Source organism: Paenibacillus sp. J31P190, from assembly GCF_059692075.1.
Window position 1 is genome coordinate 49,868 of sequence record NZ_JCAUAS010000003.1, and the last position, 21,945, is coordinate 71,812.

18 protein-coding genes and 1 pseudogene are annotated in these 21,945 nt (G+C 44.2%); 6 read left to right on the top strand and 13 right to left on the bottom strand.

Annotated elements, in window-relative coordinates; translation table 11 throughout:
- Positions 1 to 86 precede the first annotated feature (86 nt).
- Positions 87 to 1,223 (top strand): GGDEF domain-containing protein, encoded by a 1,137-nt coding sequence (locus AC58U0_RS07270; protein WP_497378310.1) that lies wholly within the window; start codon positions 87 to 89, stop codon positions 1,221 to 1,223.
- Between the two features lie 106 nt (positions 1,224 to 1,329).
- On the opposite strand, the gene AC58U0_RS07275 is transcribed toward AC58U0_RS07270, so the two are convergent.
- Positions 1,330 to 1,683, bottom strand: coding sequence for a DUF1304 domain-containing protein (locus AC58U0_RS07275; protein ID WP_497378311.1), 354 nt, complete (start codon positions 1,681 to 1,683; stop codon positions 1,330 to 1,332).
- Positions 1,684 to 1,894: 211 nt separating this feature from the next.
- On the opposite strand from AC58U0_RS07275, the gene AC58U0_RS07280 reads away from it, so the two are divergent.
- Entirely contained in the window at positions 1,895 to 2,836 is a 942-nt protein-coding gene (locus tag AC58U0_RS07280; RefSeq protein WP_497378312.1) for an aldo/keto reductase family protein, read from the top strand.
- A 334-nt stretch (positions 2,837 to 3,170) separates the two neighbouring features.
- Here the strand turns inward: AC58U0_RS07280 and AC58U0_RS07285 are convergent.
- The 11 genes and pseudogenes from AC58U0_RS07285 to AC58U0_RS07335 all read right to left on the bottom strand — a co-directional run.
- Positions 3,171 to 3,326, bottom strand: a pseudogene (locus tag AC58U0_RS07285) (type II toxin-antitoxin system RelE/ParE family toxin); the annotation flags it as partial.
- Between the two features lie 12 nt (positions 3,327 to 3,338).
- Positions 3,339 to 3,476 (bottom strand): hypothetical protein, encoded by a 138-nt coding sequence (locus AC58U0_RS07290; protein WP_497378313.1) that lies wholly within the window; start codon positions 3,474 to 3,476, stop codon positions 3,339 to 3,341.
- On the bottom strand, positions 3,461 to 3,646 hold the full coding sequence (locus tag AC58U0_RS07295) for a hypothetical protein (protein WP_198146541.1): 186 nt from the start codon (positions 3,644 to 3,646) through the stop codon (positions 3,461 to 3,463). The genes AC58U0_RS07290 and AC58U0_RS07295 overlap by 16 nt, the downstream gene beginning before the upstream one ends.
- Positions 3,647 to 3,934: 288 nt before the next feature.
- On the bottom strand, positions 3,935 to 4,360 hold the full coding sequence (locus AC58U0_RS07300) for an NUDIX hydrolase (RefSeq protein ID WP_497378314.1): 426 nt from the start codon (positions 4,358 to 4,360) through the stop codon (positions 3,935 to 3,937).
- A gap of 90 nt (positions 4,361 to 4,450) precedes the next feature.
- Entirely contained in the window at positions 4,451 to 4,645 is a 195-nt protein-coding gene (locus AC58U0_RS07305; RefSeq protein ID WP_497378315.1) for a hypothetical protein, read from the bottom strand.
- A gap of 499 nt (positions 4,646 to 5,144) precedes the next feature.
- The gene (locus tag AC58U0_RS07310) at positions 5,145 to 5,441 is read right to left on the bottom strand and encodes a DUF6509 family protein (protein WP_497378317.1); all 297 of its coding nucleotides are present in this window, start codon (positions 5,439 to 5,441) and stop codon (positions 5,145 to 5,147) included.
- An 83-nt stretch (positions 5,442 to 5,524) separates the two neighbouring features.
- Positions 5,525 to 5,776, bottom strand: a complete 252-nt coding sequence (locus tag AC58U0_RS07315; protein WP_497378318.1) for a transporter suffix domain-containing protein — start codon at positions 5,774 to 5,776, stop codon at positions 5,525 to 5,527.
- A gap of 766 nt (positions 5,777 to 6,542) precedes the next feature.
- Positions 6,543 to 8,831 (bottom strand): chondroitinase-B domain-containing protein, encoded by a 2,289-nt coding sequence (locus AC58U0_RS07320; protein ID WP_497378319.1) that lies wholly within the window; start codon positions 8,829 to 8,831, stop codon positions 6,543 to 6,545.
- Between the two features lie 267 nt (positions 8,832 to 9,098).
- On the bottom strand, positions 9,099 to 10,217 hold the full coding sequence (locus tag AC58U0_RS07325) for an alginate lyase family protein (protein WP_497378321.1): 1,119 nt from the start codon (positions 10,215 to 10,217) through the stop codon (positions 9,099 to 9,101).
- Between the two features lie 112 nt (positions 10,218 to 10,329).
- Positions 10,330 to 11,439, bottom strand: a complete 1,110-nt coding sequence (locus AC58U0_RS07330) for a glycoside hydrolase family 88 protein (protein WP_497378836.1) — start codon at positions 11,437 to 11,439, stop codon at positions 10,330 to 10,332.
- 73 nt (positions 11,440 to 11,512) lie between these two features.
- Complete coding sequence (locus AC58U0_RS07335; RefSeq protein WP_497378322.1) at positions 11,513 to 14,020, bottom strand: glycoside hydrolase family 2 TIM barrel-domain containing protein; 2,508 nt, start codon at positions 14,018 to 14,020, stop codon at positions 11,513 to 11,515.
- A gap of 133 nt (positions 14,021 to 14,153) precedes the next feature.
- Between AC58U0_RS07335 and AC58U0_RS07340 the strand changes: the two genes are divergently transcribed.
- Entirely contained in the window at positions 14,154 to 15,032 is an 879-nt protein-coding gene (locus AC58U0_RS07340) for a helix-turn-helix domain-containing protein (RefSeq protein WP_497378324.1), read from the top strand.
- A 64-nt stretch (positions 15,033 to 15,096) separates the two neighbouring features.
- Here AC58U0_RS07340 and cdaS read toward each other — a convergent pair whose 3' ends face one another.
- Positions 15,097 to 15,720 carry a sporulation-specific diadenylate cyclase CdaS gene (gene cdaS / locus AC58U0_RS07345; protein WP_497378326.1) on the bottom strand — a complete coding sequence of 208 codons (624 nt, stop codon included), beginning with the start codon at positions 15,718 to 15,720 and terminating at the stop codon, positions 15,097 to 15,099.
- Between the two features lie 305 nt (positions 15,721 to 16,025).
- Here cdaS and AC58U0_RS07350 point away from each other — a divergent pair, with 305 nt between their 5' ends.
- The 3 genes from AC58U0_RS07350 (at position 16,026) to AC58U0_RS07360 (ending at position 21,884) form a co-directional block, all read left to right on the top strand.
- Complete coding sequence (locus tag AC58U0_RS07350) at positions 16,026 to 19,085, top strand: ATP-binding protein (protein ID WP_497378328.1); 3,060 nt, start codon at positions 16,026 to 16,028, stop codon at positions 19,083 to 19,085.
- A 235-nt stretch (positions 19,086 to 19,320) separates the two neighbouring features.
- Entirely contained in the window at positions 19,321 to 19,515 is a 195-nt protein-coding gene (locus AC58U0_RS07355; protein ID WP_497378329.1) for a hypothetical protein, read from the top strand.
- 530 nt (positions 19,516 to 20,045) lie between these two features.
- The gene (locus tag AC58U0_RS07360; protein ID WP_497378331.1) at positions 20,046 to 21,884 is read left to right on the top strand and encodes a UbiD family decarboxylase; all 1,839 of its coding nucleotides are present in this window, start codon (positions 20,046 to 20,048) and stop codon (positions 21,882 to 21,884) included.
- The last annotated feature ends 61 nt before the right edge of the window (positions 21,885 to 21,945 follow it).

The window sequence follows — 21,945 nt, forward strand, 5'->3', positions numbered from 1 at the left end:
CTTACAATCGATTCTATCCCTCTCTCGCATTTTCCTTTATAATAGAGTCACTACATGTCGAAAAACAGGGTATTTTGGAGGAAAGTATGAACGTCGTTGATCTGCTTTTCGGTGATTTAGCTTCATTGTTATCGAATGCCATTATCGTTGTCATTGTTGCCCTTATGTTCGTGATCTCTCTTCGATTATTTCTAGACCGTCGCAAAAAAGGCTACATGTCGATGACCATTTCACTAGTTATAGTAGGCATTCATTACCTATTACAATTATATTTATCACTCAGCAACATTGATACAAGTTTAACCGCCTACATGCTGTTAATGCTTAAAATAATATCCTTCATCCTTATCAATATGGGGATCTATCAGTTATACAATCGTACGAATCGTAAGCAGTACATATTCTTCTATGGCTTAATGATTATGGGTTTTGTCGTTTCTATCCTTCATTTCAGTGTGCCGAATATGTATACAGGGACGCATGAGCAAGTTAGATTGCTTCAGGATATTGGTCTAGAGCTCTATGTATTTGTATTGATCTTTCTTTGTTTCTACACAATCCCGCCGTACATCGGCCAACAGGTCAAATATCAAATGGCACTGACGGTTTACTTTTTCATTCAATCTGTCCACCTTGTAAATGCCTATATGTATGGGAACGTTCAGCCTTTGTTATCCATTGCAGCCAATGTCTTACCGATTATTTATTATTTTTTATTATTTATGCTGCTCTTTGAACGTGTCGTAGAGCTTATGCAGGCCATTTATAATTCATCCATAACGGACGGCCTTACACGTCTATATAATCGCAAATTTTTCTATAATCGCGTTACCCAATATGTTGGACGGCATTTGCCTGTGTACATTTTATTTAGCGACATTGATAACTTCAAGAAGCTAAATGATACTCAAGGTCATCAGATGGGGGACGATGTGCTCAAGCAGGTCGCCCTGATTATGAAAGAAGAAGCCGAAGAATGCGGCATTGCAGGCCGATACGGTGGCGAAGAGATGGTCGTCATGGTGACAGATCCTAGTGTCAAAATGGATGCCTTTGCGGAACGCGTTCGCAGTCGAATCGAAAAGGAAACGATCGTAACCGCAAGCATCGGCTACAGCAAGTATAAGAATGGTCTAAGCGCCGAGGAGCTCATCAAACAGGCCGATGAAGCCATGTATCGAGCAAAAACAAGCGGCAAAAATAAGGTAGTGAAGTATGCCTAATAAATAAGGGAAGTCCCCTGTAACTATAGGGACTTCCCTTATTTATTGCTAAAAACCTTGCTTATGTAAGTCGGTGAATGACTGTTTACTTATGTCGTGTTGGATCTTACAAAAGGACAAAAAGAAGAGCAATAACCGCAGGCAAACCCTGTACTAGCAAAATTGACCTTTTCGCAGTTGCCCCTCCATACAAGGCAGCAATAATAACACAGATTAAGAAGAAAATCTCGATGGAACGACCAATAGATGCATCAGGATGAACGAGCCCCCAAATAAGACCAGCAGCAAGAAATCCATTGTATAAGCCTTGATTAGCAGCAAGTGATTTGGTTTCCTGTGCTTGTTCCTTCGTCATTCCGAAGGCTTTCAAACCGCGAGGTGTCGTCCATAAAAACATTTCCAATATTAGAATGTAGATATGTTCAATGGCTACGATGCCAACAAATAGGGAAGCTAACATGAATACCTCCTCCTTTCACAGTCATTTTACGTTAAAAGATGGCGCTTGGCTACAGAGCAGATTGCGATCACGTATGTACTTACCTCGAAGTAAGCGTCGCACCTCCAGGTAACTTAATCACCTAATTGTCAGTTCTTACATTAACCGGGGAATGTCTCTATAATATAGATAGTTAGTACTTATCCCACATTGCACTAGGAGGTTAACAATCATGCAATATCGCAAACTCGGTAACAGCGGTCTCAAAGTCAGTGAAATCAGTCTTGGCAGTTGGCTCACATACGGCGGTTATGTCGGGGAAGACCCTGCCGTCCGTTCGATTGAACAAGCTTATGATTTGGGTGTTAATTTCTTTGATACAGCTAACGTCTACGAACGTGGTGAAGCAGAAAAAGTGATGGGCAAAGCACTCGCTTCCTATCCACGGGAATCCTATGTTCTAGCCACAAAAGTTTTTAATACGATGGGCGATGGTCCTAATGATCGCGGTTTATCCCGCAAGCATATTAAAGAACAGGCCGAAGCCAGTTTACGTCGACTGAATGCGGATTACATTGATATTTACTATTGCCACCGTTATGACCCTGAAACTCCGCTAGAAGAAACTTTGCGTGCATTGGACGATTTAGTTACACAAGGCAAGGTACTCTACATTGGTGTCAGCGAATGGACGCCTGCTCAGATTGTCGATGCCTATGCCATTGCAGACAAGCTTTTGTTAGATAAACTCATTGTCAATCAACCGATCTATAACCTATTCAATCGCTACATCGAAAAAGAAATTATCCCACTTGGTGAGGCTAAGGGATTCGGCCAGGTTGTCTTCTCGCCGCTTGCACAGGGGCTTCTTACAGGCAAATATCGTGCAGGACAACCCATCGCAGCCGATAGCCGAGCAAGCAGCAAGAATTGGAGCGATAAGCAATTAAACGAAGCTTCACTGAATAAAGTGGCACAATTATCTGGAATCGCCGATGAGCTCGGCATCAAGGTCTCTCAGCTGGCCATTGCTTGGATCCTCAGACAAAACAATGTGGCAAGTGCTCTCGTTGGCGCTAGCCGCCCTGAGCAAGTCGTTGAAAACTGCGCAGCTAGCGGCATCCGCTTGACGGAAGATGTATTGCAAAAGGTGGAAGACATCCTTCAAGGATAAGAAGTACGCCTTATTAGATTGAAGAAAATCCCTTACTACGTGAGGGGTTTTTCTTTTCTAATTATTTCGATCATTCTCTAACAAGATTCTTGTGTTTCCCCAACCCTCATCGCCTTCAGGCACCGTTGCTATCGGGTCCAAAGGACTTAGGTGGTGCAGGGTTGTCTGCCTGATTCGCTTCCTCGAAAAACGTAGGGCAGACCAAAGATCGCTTGCGATCCGCCTCGGGAACATGTTGTTAGGTGATGGGGCCCTGAGTTACTCACAAAAAAATATTTATAGTTATTTGTTCTGTTACCATATTTTGGATTGAACTATAAAAATAAAACCCACATCAGATGTGGGATATTCCTTGACCATTCCAGTTCATTGCTCCATGTATAAAAGTTAAAATCACTATATGTTCTTCTTCAATTCTATAAATAAGTCTATATCTGTGTACAAATATTTCCCTTACTTCTTGATTGTTTATTTCTGGGACAACTCTTCCTCTAAGTGGAAATTAATTCAATGTTTTGGCTCTTTCCATTGCATCAGATAAGAATGAAAGAGCGTATCCAGGAGAGTCTTCATGTATATATTCGACAGCACGTTCTAAATCAATACTTGCTGTGTCTGTCCAAACTACTGATTTAGCCATCTTGACATTCGTTTCTCCATTTCCTCATGAGTTAGAATCTTGTTCTTTTCTAAATCATCAAGTCCACGTTGAATTTTCTTTCTAACATATAATGTATATTGAATGTCTTCAATCGAGCAGTCATCAGGTAAATTATCAATTATTTGTTTGACTTCATCTTTATTAATCATACTTATCACCTCTACAATAATTATAACATATTCTTCGATTTGACAACTACGAAGATGCCCTACATTAATTGAGTTTTATTTTATATTTGCTTCGCCCTTTCAACTAACGTTGTTGTATTCACGAACCCTCACCACCTTAAGGGACGTAGTCCCTGCCGCGATGCGGTTAGGTGGTGCAGAGTTCTCTGCCTGATTCCACTTCCCCGAAATGCCTCTGGCAGACCAATGGGCGTAAGCCCGCAGCGTGAATACGGTGTTATATGATGCCTGCGGCTACTTGAGATCCCCTCAAATATTCTTCTCATCATTAAACTCAACACAAAAAGGTTGCATATCAGGTTTTAAACAGTACTCTATTCTTTGTCTGAAATCTTTCCATTCAACTTTTTTTAGTGCTTCTTCTATCGGAAAGTAGCCTGACTCCAAGCTTTCTGATGTTTGTATTAATTTTCCGCCTATTGGCTTCGCTAAAAATAGGGTGTTACAAATTGAATTTCCTACGTTCTGAAATATTCCGCAGAATTTAATAATTTCTATGTCTATTCCTGATTCTTCTTTTGTTTCTCTTATTGCAGCATGACTTAAGGACTCTCCTTCTTCTACTTGACCACCAGGCATCTCCCAGCCTCTTCTTGGTCCTTTGATAAGTAATAATTCGTTTTTGTCATTTATTACAATTGCAGCTGCCGAAACGATATGTTTTGGTGGATTCATCATTTTACTCCTTAATATGATTTTTTATGTATTTATGATCTAAGGTATTTTCGTCTTTTAATGCTCTCGGCAGGTTTCATCTAAACGTATTTATGTTCCCGACGTCACCGTAGGTGGAAATTTAAGGGTCATCAGATTTGTAAACTTAACCGAATATTCACGTATGGCCTTAGCTGTTGCAGCGATCGTAAGGAAACCATTTTTGAATAAGATGTTCAACATCTGCTTGGTAATCATTTGTTTTAATAATGAAAAGTTCATTAGTTCAAGTATTATATAAACCAATAGTGGAGCGCCCCTTTATTCATTTCAATAAATACCAAAATATTCCTGCAATCTTCCGCGCTTTGTGCTTAATTAATTTAAATGTGAAAATTTAATGAGACGTTCGTCGTTCTATGATCCAAACAAAAAAGGACAGCCCTCCCAATGGAGTGACGGTCCCGATGCTTTCGGATTATTCAATTGAATTAAGTAGACATGATAAGTAAATGCGTTGTCAGTTTATAGTATTTATAATGACTTATCAGATGTAGAGAACAAGTAAATAGCTTGTTTATTAGGATATATAGCGACAATGCAGGTACCTTTGTTTCACTTGAAAAAGATGAATGGGAAGAATATGGCTATTTTATTGGGTTGACCACACTTGGGCAGGTTTATAGTTGAGTTTACTGCTTCGGCATCCATTAGATATGAATAAATACACCGCGTTGATACTTGATTCATTGGGATGAAAAAAAGCCATTCGAGATGCATGCATCTCGAATGGCTGTTCGCTTACTTATTCATTTCCTTCATGAAAATGCTCTTTGCAAAACGCTTCTACTGCGGCAACTTCATCATCCTCTAAATCAAAATCCAAATAGAGTTGCGTCGTTTTCTCAAATAGTTCGTATTTCATAATTCCAGACTTTTCCTCTTCCACGCTATAGATCGCTCTGATATATAATCCGCTTTCCGAGTATAATTCGTCATCTTCCTCAACTTCAATATCAATGAGAAATTCATAGCGCTGCCCCGTTAATATCCCAAATGGGTCTTTCACTAATTCAACAGTGTAACTTGTCATTGTAAACATTGGACCACCCCTTTTTCATCTGCAGGTTATAGTATACCTGAAATTAAGTAAAAAACTAAACTTTCCTGGAAGTGTCTCTTCTTTTATTCTCCATCGTTACTCGACTTATGCTGTTTTCGCGACCAGTTTTTAGGATTTAGGTACCGTCTATATTTTCTTGCCACTTCTTTACCAAGAATGATGCCGCCTGTCCAGAACGCAATCTCGCTAACGATAAGGAGACCAGCAATCCAACCAGCAATCCCTCTTCCGGTATGAATGAAGAAGGGAATCGTCAATGCCGACAATAGGGCAATCCCTGAGACGATCAGAAAAGCAATACCTAGTTTTTTCAAATAAAACAACCCCCTACTTTCAACTTCTACCTTTCAACTCTACTTGCCTTTTCCAACATTATCAAGTTTTATAAGAAAAAGTGATTACTCCGCCCCTTAAAGTCGTTCAGCAGCTACGTGAGGTAGATGGACTTCTACAACTTTGAAAGTTTGGTGCGAGGGCAGCTAGATAGTATTCAATTCAAATACTGGTAAACAGCTGGTCAAATCCAACTCTGTGGAGTGATTTCGGACATATAAACTGCTAATCTGAGGATCTGAGGGAACGAGGAGCCCCTATTTCGGTGATTATCCCGATACAGGGCCGGTAAGCGGAACGTGGGGGCGCTATTTTGGCGTTTTACCGGTTTTTCCGCCTCGAAAGCGGAAATAGAGGCTCCTCGTTCCGCGAAAACGTGATATACGCGTTTTTGAGCAAAATAAGGCTTCTACGTTCCGCGAAAATCTGGTGAGACCGTGCGAGGGTTGAATTTGGGATGCTGATAGAAGAACTATGGTTGCGGCTTGCCTTGATTGTGCCTTGAGATGGAAGCTCCTTTAACGGTGTTTATTGTAGAAAGTTGAGTGCGAGGGCAGGTAGAAAATCAAGAATATGTTCACAGGTGGGTGAACATTAATTATTTGGCTACTTGCTAAGGAGCGGCTATATGGGAAAATCGACACGAAATGGACGGTTGAGGTTTACAGTTAGGGGACTGTTTATGCGAAAAAAAGACCGCACAGCCTAAGCTGTTGCGATCTTCATTTTAGCCAAACTGTTCGTTACCTAAGGCGCATTCGGCCCTACCTCTGTTACCACCAATGGATGTTTCCCAAAGGATGTGCTTGAAGACCGTTCATCTGCTCCAATGTCCGTGGTGGAGCGTGTTTCTCCATCCATATCCTCTGTCACATAGGTATAGGTTCCCATTGCAGCGTTGATCGCCGGACTGGTAGCGGACAATTTTTGCAACCCGTTAACGGTTGTTAACAACGGATTGATTCCCCAAATTTGGGCAGCCGTCCTCGAACTATTATTGCTTACTGTGCTGCCGAACCCAATATTCCCTTCGAATACGGTGTTGGTAGTCACAACCTCATCATAAAGAGTGCCCGTGGAATTTCTCACGATATTATTAGCTATTCTGCTGTCCTGAGTGGCATACGCTTTACAGGAACCAACAATAATTCCCGTCGTGCTGTTAACAATCGTATTGTTGACGACTTGCGCTCGGTAAATTTTCCACTGCGCTCTCAAGTCATCAGGCGTTGGATTGGAAGGATACCCACTCGTGCCCCCATCATAATTACCATTGTCAAGAATAATGGCGTTAGCCGTGAGGTTCTCCATGTAATTGTTGTATATCTTATGGTCGTTGCCATAAATACGGATTCCCGCTTCTTCCGTTTCTACGCCATCACCAAGGAAATAGTTTCCGTAAAATGAGTTGTTATGTCCATGTCTTGAGGTGAGCCCTCCTTTGGAGGTCTTGAAGGTATTATAACGAACCGTGTTATTGCTGCTTTTCACAGAAACGATTTCGGGTTCGCCATCGCAGTTCTCAAATAAATTATACTGGATGGTATTAAACCCATTGGACAAGGAGATTCCCGATAATCCAAGGCGTATCGTTTCTTTGCCATTAGCCACCCATGGACCCACATCATGAAAGTAATTATATTCGATGACGTCATACTGAGAGATGTTTCCGTTATTATCACCTTGATAGGCAATGAGAGGATCCGTGTCGCTCTTGGGACCGAAGTCATTATGGTCGATTCGATTATGATGACTATTGACTCCGCTAACCTGAAGCCAGATGAGGGTTCCTCCGGTTGCTTGCAGCGCGAATTGATTTCGAGTAACTCGAATGTTATTGGATCCATCAAGGAGAAGGGCTGTATTTCCTAAGTTTGTAAATTTAAGCCCTTCGATAACGACATTGGAAGAGTTTTGAATTTGGAGAGACGCCCCGCCAGAAATAATCGCCTGCCCTTGATTAGCTGCCTTGATCGTGATAGGGCTGCTCGCTGTGCCGTTTTTGTTGCTCAAGACAAAGGGGCCTGTTTGTGAGTAGGTCCCATTAGCGAGAACGATCGTAGTACCCGCACTTGCATTGCTCAAGGCCGTTGCTAACTCTCCGGATGTGGAAACAGGTATACCAGGAGTAACAGGAACAACACCATAGATTTCTACCTCAGTATAACTGTTCCATGTGTTGACGGAGTTGCCATGTCCAACAATTCGCACATAACGGACTGGCGTTACATCTGGGAAGTCAAAAGCCTGTAAGCTTGTATTCAAACTGCTGGTCACGTTCGCCTGTACCGTTGTAAAATTCACGTTATCAGTTGAAGTTTGAATATCAAAACTAGAAGTTCTTGTATCCCCGCTTAAAAATGCGATCTTAATGAAGGCGACTTTGACATTCGAGCCCAAATCGTACTTGATCCATTGCCCATTTCCGTTAGCAGACCAACGTGTGGTCAAGCTTCCATCCACCGTGTTAGCTGGCACATTCCCATCATCCGCGCTAGCGGTCACCGAAGACCCGGGGACGGAGAACTTCGAATCCGCGGAAGCGCTTGCAGAAGTGTCTCCGTAAATTTCAACCTCTGTGTAACTATTCCATGCGTTAACAGAGTTGCCATGTCCAACAATCCGCACATAGCGGACGGGGTCTACATCCGGAAAATCAAAAACCTGCAGGCTTGTATTCAAACTGCTCGTCACGTTAGCCTGAACCGTCGTAAAAGTAACATTATCCGTAGATACTTGAATATCAAAATTGGATGTTCTGATATCCCCACTTAGAAAAGCGATTTTAAGAAAAGATACTTTTTTTACGGAGCCCAAATCGAACTTGATCCATTGCCCGTCACCACTGGCAGACCAGCGGGTCGTTAAGCTTCCATCCACCGTATTGGCAGGTACGTTCCCATCATCGGCACTCGCCGTCACGCCAGACGTTGCGATCGAAAATTTAGCGTCCGATGCATAACCTGAAAAAGGGATCATGGCAAGAAACAAACTAACCAATAACATAACAATGCCTGCTTTTTTTCCTTTTCCCATTAAAACATCCTCCTCTTATCTTGGTTTCATTAACGAACCACCAAACCTTCCAACCATTGAACTCCTTTCATTGTCGTCGAGTGCGCACTCTCCCTCAATTTTATATAAATCATGGAGATAATAAATCTTCATAATCGTAAATTCATCTTTAAAATCGAAACTCCACACCCTCATTACCTCATCTGGATATTCAAATAGGGATGTAAACGTAAAAAAGGGAGTGTCCTTGGTTACCAGACATCCCTTCACTGCATAACCTCTACATTCTTACAACCAAAGCATTGGTTGTCTGATGGCCATATTTCGACGCACCTCTGAATTCGCTGGGCTTTTGTCCAACAAGTGCCACATCTTCAGCAAATCATTAGATTCGTAAGCAAGCCCTGCGAATAATAGAAACGATATCCCAACAGGCCACTCTTCAAAGCACTCCACATCATGCCTATAAGGCCACGAAGCTTTATTCATCAAATATGGCGTCAGAAAATCGATTCCCTTCCGGATTCCCCTTCCATCGGGTAATTGATAATCCCATAGGTTATCGTTCGGAATCGATAGGATATGGCAGAGGGTGACCAGATTATCCAATGCGAAGATGGAATAGGCGTAAGGCTTAGTTCGTGCCAATTCCCTCGGCAAACTGCCGTTCTGATCCATTTGTTCAGCCAGCAGGCGAGTTTTGAATTGTTCTCGACAATAAGCAAGCATTTGTTGATTCCCAGTCATCCGTCCAAATGCAGCTGCTTGTACGAACCAACAGATCCCATGATTATTGGACGCGTCCCGTTCCTCAATACCTTGATGGTGCGTGCTCATCCAATTCAAGTAACTGGAGAACCAATCCTCTAGTCCCAACCTGAAAGCATCCTCCACACTTAAAGACCTTTGCAAAACTTCAAATGCTGCCGTTACATCGATCAAATGGAGCGTATCGATAATCCCGATTCCCCTTCCCTCGCATACGCCAGGAATCGCTTGGGCATACAGCAGATGCGGATTCATTCGGGTCTGTTCATCCAAGAAAAACCCCTTCAAAAGCTGTATCGCTTTTGCCGCATACCGTTCGTCCTCAGTAATCCGATAGGCCGAGGTCAACCTGACCACATGCGACCTCATAAGCCGAAGCGTACTCCGGTGATGATCGAAATTGCCAGGATTACTTTCGCCATCGCGGCGAATATACGGCAGTCCGTCCTCTGTATCCAGATTCGCCCACCAATAGTCTCCATTCGAATAATAATCATGCAAGCCTCCAGGACTTCCAAGAGCAATATGATCTGTTATATGTATCGTCGGGGCGTGAAGCGATTCCTCCGCATCATGGAGAATTCTGTCCATTTCAAAGTAATCTTTCCATTGTTCCTTCTTTAACTTTAAGATTCCCATTATCAGGCCCCTCCCTGCAGATTACTAACCTTCCGCGTGCAACTCATGTAAAAGCAATTGGCCTGTGACCCACTAATTCCATAATGAAATTAGCTAATCACAGGCCAGTTTGCTAGAAAATTCGATTCTTCCAGCCTAGCAGCTTCGCAATGGCTTCAACGTAATAATAGTCCCCATAGATCAAGGAAACATCAATGTTCTGCCCAGCTGGTAAATTGCCAGTTCCACCAAGCAGGATTGCCTCATGCTTCGGTTGATCCCATGTCGCATAGTTCTGGGTCAAGGAAAGCAGGATCCGTTCAGCTGCCTGGCGATAGAGTGCGCCCTCTACGGATGGGAGTGCATCAGCCAGCTCAAGCAAACCAGACGCAGCGCAGGATGCCGCAGACGTGTCGCGCGGGAGGCCTTCCAATGATTCGGCTGCGCGGAAGTCCCAATGCGCTACATAATCTTCAGGCAAGCAAGCTAGAAAATAGTGAGCAACGCGTCTAGCGGCATGGAGATATTTGGCATCCTTTGTATAGCGGTATGTGTTCGCCATACCATGCAGCGCCCATGCTTGCCCACGGCTCCAGGAAGAGTGAGGTCCTGCCCCCTGCCCGCCAAGCGATTCGATGAGTTCACCCGACCTAGGGTCAAAGCTTAAAATGTGATTCACAGATCCATCTTCTCGGATAAAGTGTTCCACCACCGTATCAGCATGCGCCTTGCCTACATGTTCAAACCGTGGATCAGCAGACTCTTGTGCAGCCCAAAACAATATAGACAAGTTCATAGAAGAATCTATAATAGACCAACCGATTTTTTCTTGATTCCAAGCTCTCAGAAACTGACCAGCCAGATTGAAGCGTCCCGTTAAGAAGTTTGCCGCGAACAGCCCCCGGCGCTTACCGTCCTGATCGCCTGTCAGCTTGTATTTGATAACCGCCGTCGGCAGGAATTGAAAGCCTACATCATGATGATAGTTGTTAGCCTCGATCATCTTCTTTTCAAACTTCTCGTCCCAGCTCCAAGCCGTTTTTTTGTAATGCTCCTTGCCTGTCATTTCGTGCATAATCCACAAGATGCCTGGCCAAAAACCGGATGTCCACCAATCATGCCGCATATCATCGTAGATACCGTCTTCCTTAGCCACATGCGGAGATTTATCCCCGAGCTGCTCGATCATTCTATCTACCTTAACCTGCAGCGCCTCCCATACGAGGGGCAGTGCTTCCTTCATGCTTGCCGCGTTTTTCCACTTGTCAGCTTGAATCGTTGTCTTGTTTTCCATTCGATTCGCTCCTTTGGTTTTATTATATAGTGATAAAAGCAGTCGCAATACCTTCACACTTCGCGCTAACTATTGAAGTAGGCAGATGAGTCACTTTGCCTGCTTTGACCGCAGCCATGGCTGGTCCGCCCGCAGATATGAACGCAGTCTCGCCGATGGCAGCTGCGCTTCCTCCTAACGGATCGATATAAATCCCCGCACGTCCAGTTGCCAACTGCACAAGCTTCGAGCCATGGATCGTACCAAGACCATCAAGCAGCTTACCATCGCCGCTAAGTCCGAAACGAATGAAATGAGATGCATCTGGACAAAAAACACCCTTCTCGTCAAACATACGCGCTTCCACATAGATACGACCATCATCCTGCTTCACTGCTGTAAGTTGCAGCTCCGTCGGCTCCCCCCATGTCTCTGTCTGGTAGTCGAAGGTCAGCTCATCTTTCACGATGATGCCTTCCTTCTCAGCGATGACCTGCACATGGTTCATGCCAGGATTGAAGGTCGTGTTCCAACGTAGACCCGCACATGGAAAGTCTTTGGAATCTCGCTGTTTTATACCTAAACTAACCCCATTAAGGAAAAGCTCCGCCTTAGAGCAGTTGGAATAAACCTTTAGGTATTTCTGCTCATTCTCATCACCCCAACGGACTGGCATCGTGTGACCGTAGATGCGCACCATAGGTTCTTTAGACCAATAGGATTGGAATACATAAAAAGCTTCCTTCTTCGTCAAATCACGTTCAACGATTCCCTTCATATTCAGATACGGGATCGGTGAATCTGGGCGGACTGGCGTGGCGAAATCCTTGAAGGACCATTGAGCTGCACCTGTCAGCCAATCCATTCCCTCTTGGCATTTTAAATACCAATCGATCATTTCACAGAAGTAGGTCTCCGACCAGTCTCCGTCGCGAGAAACACGCGTTTCGCCTCCAGTAAGTAAATAATCCCCATCTCGCTCTTCTGTAGCTCCGTTTCCGCGAGGGATATACTCGAAACCTGTGTACGTTTTCTCCACATGCCGAGTCGGCAAATTATCAGCCCCCCATTCCATATGGAAAAAGGAGTCCACCTGTTCAAAGGCCATCCGGGAGCTTTTCTCGTAGTCTGTGTATATGCCTCGATACCACCCGGCCCAAATGGATGGCGAGTAGACATCAATAATATCTTTGCAAAACTCACATCGCCGTATCGCGGTCAGACGCCCTGCATCCAACTGGTGTGACAGGTCATGAAGCTCTTTCATAAAGCTACGGATTTCTCCCTGATCAAAATAATCAAAATCGCATTCCCAATCATTTTCATTGCCAAGCCCCCAAAGAATCACGGACGGATGATTGTAATGCTGAGAGATCATCGCGCTTAGCATATCGCGACATTGCTGCCGGTAAGCTTCGCCGCCTAAACCTCCACGGCACCAGGGGATTTCCTCCCAAACCAATATGCCGAGCTCATCGCATAGATTCAGTACAATTCTCGATTGCTGGTAATGGCCTAGCCGAATAAAGTTAGCTCCCATACTCTTAATCAATAGCATTTCTTCACGTATCGTCTCTTCTGTCATCGCAGGCCCAACACCGGCATGATCCTCGTGTCGATGCGTACCGCGAAGCAATAACCGCTCACCGTTAAGCTTGAACGGACCTTGTTTTATGAACTCAAAGAAACGAACCCCGAATTTCTCGTTAACCGTTGTCTCTCCATGCACACTCGAAAGTGTCACATTACACCCATACAAGACAGGTTGATCCGTCGACCAGAGTTGAGGAGTATCAAGCTCGAATACGGTTAGCTCCTTATCACCTTCCCACGGCATTGAGCTCACATTTGAAACCGCTATCACTTTGCCCGTTGGGTCTGTTAATTGGATCGTCAATTGCACACTTTCGTTCAAGCCCTTCGGATTATATAACGCAGCGCGAACTTTCACCGCACAGGAGGATATCGAATCCGAGTCGGATACCATCGACCTTTGCAAGGCTTGTGTGTCTGTCTCGATATGTACTTTCTCCAGCGACATTGCTGGCACATAGACCAGATTCAGATAGCGATACACACCGCCATATAGGTGGAAATCACTAGCATCTGACGGAATCGTCTCGAGCTCACGGCTGTTATCGCACATGACGGCTACGGCTACTTTACCCTCATAACGTTCAATTGTACGCGCTCGTGCAGCAGCTTCAGTAATATCAACTGTGAATTCATCATAACCTCCAAGGTGTTCGCCCACCTGCTCGGTATAAACAAATACGCTTGAACGCTGTCCAGCTCCTTCAAAGTGCAAAAGCGTTCGCCCGTTCGGATACGGATTGTTCACCTCCAGCTTTGTGCGATACCAGCCCTGTCCTTGATAGTACTTACTGTCTGGGTCCATCGTATCCAAAGCATTGTAAGAATGCGGAAGCTCTACTTGCTTCCATGGGACATTATAGTGATTTTGAAGCTTATCGCCCCGCCATACCTCCCACACGCCTCCTAGGCTCCCACAGTAATGCTCCCAATTCTGAATCAACCGTTGACCAAGCAATGTCTATCACTCCTACCGAAATTCTTGCCCTCAGTATAGCAAAAATCAATCGAACAGAGTGTAGTGCTCTTATGATAAAATGTTGTTGTATTATGATTTATCAGATTAGAGAAGAGGGGGAGTCATTCGGACCATGAAGGTAATGAATTACTTGAACCTTAATCAACATCCTGCACATCTTCAATTTTACCGAAATCGGACAAATGCATTTGCTGAAATCTATCACGCACATCAAGGTATGGAAATCCTTATCGTCCACGAAGGCACCGGTACCGTCATTGTGGAACAACAAATTTTCGATCTGGCCCCAGGTATGCTCTTTTACTTCAGACCTTTCCAGCTTCATCGGATTCGTATGAACGAACAAGCCCAGCATGCGTACATCCGATCATTTTTCGTATTTGAACCCACACTGCTTGATGACTGTTTAGCTGCATTCCCTTCCACACGTGAATTTTTCCAGAAGCTTTGGAAAGACCCCTTGTCTATTCAAAAGATAAGCGGACTAGACACGGAGGCTTTTCATAACTTGCTCCAAGCACACCATCATACAATTGAGCATGCCAAACCAGAACATTTGCTGGAAGAGCAATTGTTCTTCTTAACCAACCTGATGCATCATTTGAAAACTTCCTATCCATTAACCGGCTACAACCTATCCACGGAACGTAATTCCAAAGTAAAGTCCTCGTCCATTGCTGAGAAGGTTATGGAATGGATTGAAATCCATTACATGGAGCCATTTGAGCTTAATCAGCTCGCACAGGCCATTCATCTTTCTCCAAATCATATATCCGCGGTATTTAAGCAAATCGTAGGCAGCAGCATTACCGAATATTTAACCGCTAGACGCATTCGTCAGGCCTGCTTACTACTTAAAACAAGTGACATCTCTATACAGGGAATCGGACAGGCCGTGGGACTGGGGAACTTCTCTTATTTTTGCCAAATGTTCAAGAAACACGTGGGATTGACCCCATATCAGTTTAAACGGACATCAGAGCAGTCATAAATTAGAGAAATTATGTAAAATCTATGAACCGGAAAAAGTGATTAATCTGTCGTACTTATGCCAGCTAGATCATTGGATCTAAAGAATTAATGGGGTGCAGGATTCCCTTATAGGCAAACGAAGCATTACCGGTTTCCTCTGAAACAACGAGTACAAGAGCATCGGTTCGCTCTGTCAAACCTATCGCCGCGCGGTGTCTTGTCCCCAGTTTTTTATCAACCGAAATATTAGATACTGGCAAAACATTCGCAGCCGAAACGATTCGATCGGATTGAATCAGTAGGGCTCCATCATGCAGCGGGTTGCCAGGATAAAAGATGGCTTCCAATAACGAGTAAGTCAACGTTGCTTCCAACCTAATGCCTGAGTGCATAAACATATCCAGCAGATCATTTCTCTGGATCACGATCAGAGCACCATGTCGGCGTTCAGACAGATGCTGAATGCAAATGGACAAGTCTAAATAATGGTTGGTGAAAGAGGATAAATAACATTGCAAATAGAAGGAAGCCGCTATGGATTCGACTTGTTTGAAGGCTTCACGAATTTCGTCAAATCGACTTAAAAGACAGTTATTTTCATCATTATCTAAGGTATCCAAGCTGCACTCTATTTCAGCGGAAATGTGGCGCAATTGTTGCTTCAACTGTTCTTTCATCGGGGATATGTCACAATTTTCTTGCTGCACTCGTCACACCTCAGAACTTCATTATTATGTTCTCGAAATTCGGTATTCCTATGAATTAATATGTACATTCTTCCTTTTATGTATTACTTTAAACGTAATCGTCAACTGCATAGATCTTATGGTGAGGAAAAACAAAGTTCTTTTATCATTCGCATCAATGAACTCATTTCTGGAACATGTAACGCTCAAAGCAATGAAATACCATATTGTCATGACATACTCTACAATATCTCGACAAAATTCTGTACATATCTGATATGATGGATAGGAAAAAATTCTCATAAAATTGAACTGAGGTTGATGGTTTGCTTTCGAAAAAACAGCTGTTGCTAGTTCTATCCATTTTTATTGCCACCCTGATCGGGTTACGATTAACTGTGCTATATTTCCAAAAATCGATCGAACATCCGCACGTTGTCGGTGGCATCCTAGATCTGCGAGGATGGACGATTCCGTCAAACAAAACCTTTACTTTGAACGGGGAATGGGAATTTTATCCTAAACGCTTGATCGCGCCTGACACTACCTTCATGGAAGCCTCACCCTATGCATCCGAAAAAAAAATCATTCCGGTTCCAGGTGCATGGGAACGTTATTTCCAACAAGGTACTGATACCTCGTTTCTCTACGGCACATATCGGCTGCGAATTTTGCTCGACGACAAACAGGGCCAAACGTTTCAATTAAAAACGTATGAAATTAATAATGCTTCCGCTGTATATGTAAACGGTCTCTTAGCTGCCGGGTCCGGGCGGCCTTCGGAAGACCAGAAGCTGTATCAACCATGGGACATCCCTTACACCATCCCCCTTCCTGCAGACAGCAAGTCCATCGAAATTATCATTCAGGTGGCTAACCATGCGGGGAACGGGGGCATAACGAAGGCGATTCATTTCGGTACGGTTGAAGCGCAGCATCATCGCACCCAGCTTTCCATCGGTCTGCAGCTGCTGTTATGCATCATTTTGCTTGTACACTGCTTGTATGCGCTTATGCTGTATTTCTTGGGGGCTGCTAACAAAGGGCTATTTTATTTTGCACTGGTTACCTTCTGTGCCATTATTAGCGTACTTGCTGTTGACGACAAACTGCTGCTTGTGTGGTTCCCGCTACCGTTCGAAACCTCGGTTAAAATATCGATTCTATCTTATATCGGTGTTGTGGCTTTCATTCCCCCGCTGCTGAAGCACATGTTTCCCGAATACGGAAATGCCAAGGTCAATCGCTGGTTTGCAGGTTACTGTCTCATATATGCAATTTTCGTCGTCTTATTCCCGTCCCATTACATCTTATCTTCACTCAAAATTTTGGGCACGGTCCTTCTGATTGCTGTGATCGTTTCAGGCCATATTTTGCATTCAGCCAGGAAACAAGAGGATGTCATTTATTTACAGCTAGGTTGTATCAGTCTCGGTGTAAACATTGTTTGGACCCTTCTTAAAATTCAGATGGACATGATGCATTACCCGTTTGATTTGATCTTTACCGTGCTTGCTTTTGCTGCTTTCTGGTTTAAGCGCTTTTTTAGATCGATCGCTCGAACGAAACTGCTTGCTGAAAAACTGCAGCTGGCTAATCAACAAAAAGACGATTTTCTGGTAAATACTTCTCATGAACTGAGAAATCCTTTGCATAGCATTATAAACATCGCTCAAAGCGTCTTAGAAGATACCGGCAATCCAACGCATGAGGATCATAAAGCAAGACTGGAAATTCAAGTTGTCGTAGCCAGACGAATGTCCTTGCTGCTGGATGATCTGCTTGATGTGGCAAGATTAAAAGAAAAAAACATCCGGCTGCAGATCAGCAATGTGAACTTAAAGTCCGTTGTTGCCGGTGTCGTCGAAGTGATCCGATACATGTTGGACGGCAAGCCCGTTGATCTTTATGTTGATGTCGCCGACAATTTTCCCGCTGTCAAAGCTGACGAAAACAGACTCGTTCAGATTATGTTCAATCTGCTTCACAATGCATTTAAATTTACGGATAAAGGAGATATTACCATCCATGCAGACATTGTAAGCGGATTGGCGCACATTCATATTAGGGACACCGGGATCGGTATGGATGAGGAAACGCAGAAGCGAATATTCCTTCCTTATGAACAAGGTAATTTGGATACGTCGACTGCATATGGAGGTTTTGGACTCGGATTAAGTATTTGCAAATGGTTGGTAGATCTCCACGGAGGGGGGATTAAGGTCGAGTCAACCCTAAGTCACGGGTCGGTCTTCACATTTACGCTGCCCTTAGCTATGGATACCGATTATCAAGTGAAAGCGGAACGCATCCTCGCGATCGGGCATTCCCAGATGTCCGAGACTGCTGCAGCGGTGATGCCCAAGGCTCCACCTCGATCTTCTTCCACAAGCATGGCGAAAAAGCCGAAAATATTAGCAGTAGACGATGATAGTATCAACTTGAAAATATTAACTGATATTCTTGGCACTGCTGAATATGATATCACAACCTCTATTAGCGGTTCGGACGCTTTAGCCAAAATGGAAATCGAATATTTTGATCTCATGATATTGGATGTGATGATGCCACATTTATCAGGGTATGAATTGACACGTATCATTCGGGAGCGATATTCCGTATCGGAACTTCCGATTCTGCTGTTAACGGCAAGAACCCGTTCAGAAGATATATTTGCAGGCTTTCAATCGGGAGCGAATGATTATATTGCGAAGCCGGTGGACTCTTGGGAGTTAAAATCCCGGGTCCGTGCTTTAACAGAACTGAAGCTTTCAATTGAGGAACGTCTGCGTTTGGAGGCAGCATGGCTTCAGGCCCAAATTAAGCCGCATTTCCTTCATAACACAATAAATACCATTGCCGCACTCGGAACCTTGGATATTTTCAGAATGCAAGAGTTACTTGCACAATTCAGCAGCTATTTGCGGGAAAGTTTTGATTTTCACAACTCCGATCGTCTAGTATCAATCGATCGTGAGCTCGCGCTCGTGAAGCATTATTTATTTATTGAGAAAGAAAGGTTCGGAGATCGGCTTATCGTACAATGGGACTTGGAAGCAAACCTGCAATTTGCTTTACCGCCGCTTACGATTCAAACACTCGTTGAAAATGCCGTGAATCACGGAATAATGCGTCGTTCTCAAGGGGGAATGGTACATATCCGGATTACGAATACTGCGGGGCAGATTGAAGTCACGATAAGTGACAATGGGGTAGGAATGGATGAGGAGAAATTGAGGCGATTGTTTGCAAATCCATCAGACATAAGTATGGGTATTGGTCTTCGGAATACGGACCGACGACTCAAACAGCTTTACGGCACAGGATTGCAAATTCAAAGTATACCGGATCAGGGCACTACCGTCACTTTTCAGATCCCACAATAAGGAATGAACCAAAGCGATTATAACGAATTAATTTTTCTATTTCCAAATAAAAAGCCCGCCAGATATCTCCGGCAGGCTTTAATTTTATTTCTTCTTCCATACTCTTTTTCTCAGCATGACTCGCAAGGATCAATGCAAAACCGACTAACTCTACATATAAATGGCTGGTTTCCCCTGTCTTCGGAAGTGTTTGTCCTGGTATTCCGTTAGCTGTTAAAGTTCCGAGAGGAATGTCTTGAACGTAATTATCAATGAATGTTTCCGTTTCATTGCCATCTTAGGCGTCGGGGTTGCCGACGGACTTGGCACTGGTGTTGGCGTCGGACTTGGCACTGGCGTTGCCGACGGATCTTCTGATGTTGGCGGTGTTACCGGCCCAGCCACCTTCGTATTCGAAACATTTAAAGTAATACCTGCCGTGGTGAATTGATCCCAATATTGCTGGATTTGGCGGATTGGGGAGCGATGTAGATAAACTCGGCGGAGCAGATTCCTATAGAGTGACTCGCCATTGCGGCTTTTCCTGCGAGCTTGTTCACTACCATCCCTTCGTATGACTTCTCACCATCCATAACCAAACCTTAATCGTCACGATCTTGTAAGTGGATTATCGCATTTGCGCAAACGATGAGCCCTCCTTGGGGCATGTCACCGACTTTCCCCCTCCGGGGTTTGCCTTCAAGCCCTCCGCACGTATCCTCACGGACTACGCACTGCCTGTCAGCTATGCACTTCCGCCACCTCGCAGTATGTTGGAGACTATCACTCCTTAGCCGATGTACTGCCAAGCGAAGCGCACCAAAGAGAACATTCACTAACGCTCTCGCTATTTTCTTCTAACGTACAATTCATTACTTGCATATCCGTCGATGTGACATGTTTTTTATTTTTGGCATTTGTTGTAGAATGACATTATTACATAGACCTTTTGGGGAAAAGGTATCCGATTGGAGCAAAATAATGATCTATCAAAATTTAGAAGAATGCTTAGTTGATTTAGAAAAGAACGGACATTTGGTTCGCATACATGAAGAAGTTGATCCTGAGCTTGAAATGGCAGCCATTCATATGAAAGTTCATGAAGCCGGTGGCCAGGCCATATTATTCGAGAATGTTAAAGGTTCGAAGTTTCGGGCGGTATCCAACCTTTTCGGCACAGTAGAGCGCAGCAAATATATATTTCGAGATACTTGGGAAGGCGTGAAAAACGTAATCTCTTTGCGAAACGATCCCATGAAGGCAATGAAAAGCCCACTTAAACATATCGGTACGGGGCTTGCTGCCTGGAAAGCACTGCCGATCAAAATAACCGGTGGTCTGCCGGCTGCTTTTGAGGAAATCAGCATTGCTGACCTCCCACTCATCAAGCACTGGCCAGAGGATGGCGGTGCATTCGTCACCCTGCCTCAAGTGTATTCGGAAGATCCGGAGAAACCAGGAATTATGAATTCCAATCTCGGGATGTATCGGATTCAACTGAGCGGGAACGAGTATGAATTAAATAAAGAGATCGGCTTGCATTATCAGATTCATCGCGGCATCGGAGTCCACCAGGCAAAGGCAACTAAGCAAGGAGCCCCTTTAAAAGTAAGCTGTTTTATTGGCGGGCCGCCGGCGCACACGTTGTCAGCGGTTATGCCCTTGCCGGAAGGCATGAGTGAGATTACCTTTGCGGGCTTGCTCTCAGGGCGCCGCTTCCACTACAGCTATATTGATGGCTATTGTATTAGTCATGATGCTGATTTTGTTATCACTGGAGAAATATATCCTGGCGAAACCAAGCCGGAGGGCCCTTTCGGCGACCATTTGGGCTACTACAGCCTTACGCATCCTTTTCCTCTCATGAGAGTCCACAAAGTATATGCCAAGAAGAATGCGATCTTTCCATTTACTGTTGTGGGCAGGCCCCCTCAAGAGGATACGGCGTTCGGTGCATTAATTCATGAACTCACAGGCGATGCAATCAAGCAAGAAATTCCAGGTGTCAAAGAAGTTCATGCCGTAGATGCCGCGGGCGTACATCCCTTGCTCTTTGCGATAGGCAGCGAACGTTACACGCCCTATCAACAAGTCAAGCAGCCGGCAGAGCTACTCACGATAGCTAATCGAATTTTAGGGACGGGACAAGTTAGCCTAGCCAAGTACCTATTCATCACAGCAGAAGAGAGCCAGCCTTTGGATATTCATGATGTAGAGCATTTCTTAACTTACGTTTTGGCTCGAATAGACCTTCATCGTGACCTTCATTTTTATACCAATACGACTATCGATACCCTAGATTACTCAGGTACAGGTTTGAATAGCGGCAGTAAGGTTGTATTCGCAGCAGTCGGAGATAAAAAAAGGGATTTATGTCTAGAGGTTCCTGGCGTTTTCATGAATGAAATACCGGGAATCCAACATGCGCGTTTGGTCATGCCGGGAATCGTCGCGATTCAGCTTTCTGAATTTAAAAGTTACGGCGAGACACAGGTTGAAATGAAAGATTTATGCGAGGCTATTGGAGCAAAGGGCCCACTCCCTGCTTGTCCATTGATCATCGTATGTGATGACAGCCATTTTATGAGTGAGACCATTAACAACTTTGTTTGGGCTACATTCACCCGTAGCAACCCTTCCCATGATATATATGGCGTGAACAGTTTTTATGAGAATAAGCATTGGGCTTGCGATAATGTTGTGATTGATGCGCGAATTAAACCGCACCAAGCACCGCCGTTAATACCGGATCCAACGGTTGAAAAAAACATCATGCGATTATTTGCCAAAGGCGCCAGTTTAGGCGGCATTCAAAAGTAGTAATAAGCAAAAGCAGCATCACAACCTTAGGGATTGTGGTGCTGCTTTCTTTTGGAGCCAC

Bases quoted from the DNA above. Each gene is read 5' to 3' on its own strand.
- AC58U0_RS07270 (WP_497378310.1), top strand. From the start codon at position 87: ATGAACGTCGTTGATCTGCTTTTCGGTGATTTAGCTTCATTGTTATCG.
- AC58U0_RS07275 (WP_497378311.1), bottom strand. From the start codon at position 1,683: ATGTTAGCTTCCCTATTTGTTGGCATCGTAGCCATTGAACATATCTAC.
- AC58U0_RS07280 (WP_497378312.1), top strand. From the start codon at position 1,895: ATGCAATATCGCAAACTCGGTAACAGCGGTCTCAAAGTCAGTGAAATC.
- AC58U0_RS07290 (WP_497378313.1), bottom strand. From the start codon at position 3,476: ATGGCTAAATCAGTAGTTTGGACAGACACAGCAAGTATTGATTTAGAA.
- AC58U0_RS07295 (WP_198146541.1), bottom strand. From the start codon at position 3,646: ATGATTAATAAAGATGAAGTCAAACAAATAATTGATAATTTACCTGAT.
- AC58U0_RS07300 (WP_497378314.1), bottom strand. From the start codon at position 4,360: ATGAATCCACCAAAACATATCGTTTCGGCAGCTGCAATTGTAATAAAT.
- AC58U0_RS07310 (WP_497378317.1), bottom strand. From the start codon at position 5,441: ATGTTTACAATGACAAGTTACACTGTTGAATTAGTGAAAGACCCATTT.
- AC58U0_RS07320 (WP_497378319.1), bottom strand. From the start codon at position 8,831: ATGGGAAAAGGAAAAAAAGCAGGCATTGTTATGTTATTGGTTAGTTTG.
- AC58U0_RS07325 (WP_497378321.1), bottom strand. From the start codon at position 10,217: ATGGGAATCTTAAAGTTAAAGAAGGAACAATGGAAAGATTACTTTGAA.
- AC58U0_RS07330 (WP_497378836.1), bottom strand. From the start codon at position 11,439: ATGAAGGAAGCACTGCCCCTCGTATGGGAGGCGCTGCAGGTTAAGGTA.
- AC58U0_RS07340 (WP_497378324.1), top strand. From the start codon at position 14,154: ATGAAGGTAATGAATTACTTGAACCTTAATCAACATCCTGCACATCTT.
- AC58U0_RS07360 (WP_497378331.1), top strand. From the start codon at position 20,046: ATGATCTATCAAAATTTAGAAGAATGCTTAGTTGATTTAGAAAAGAAC.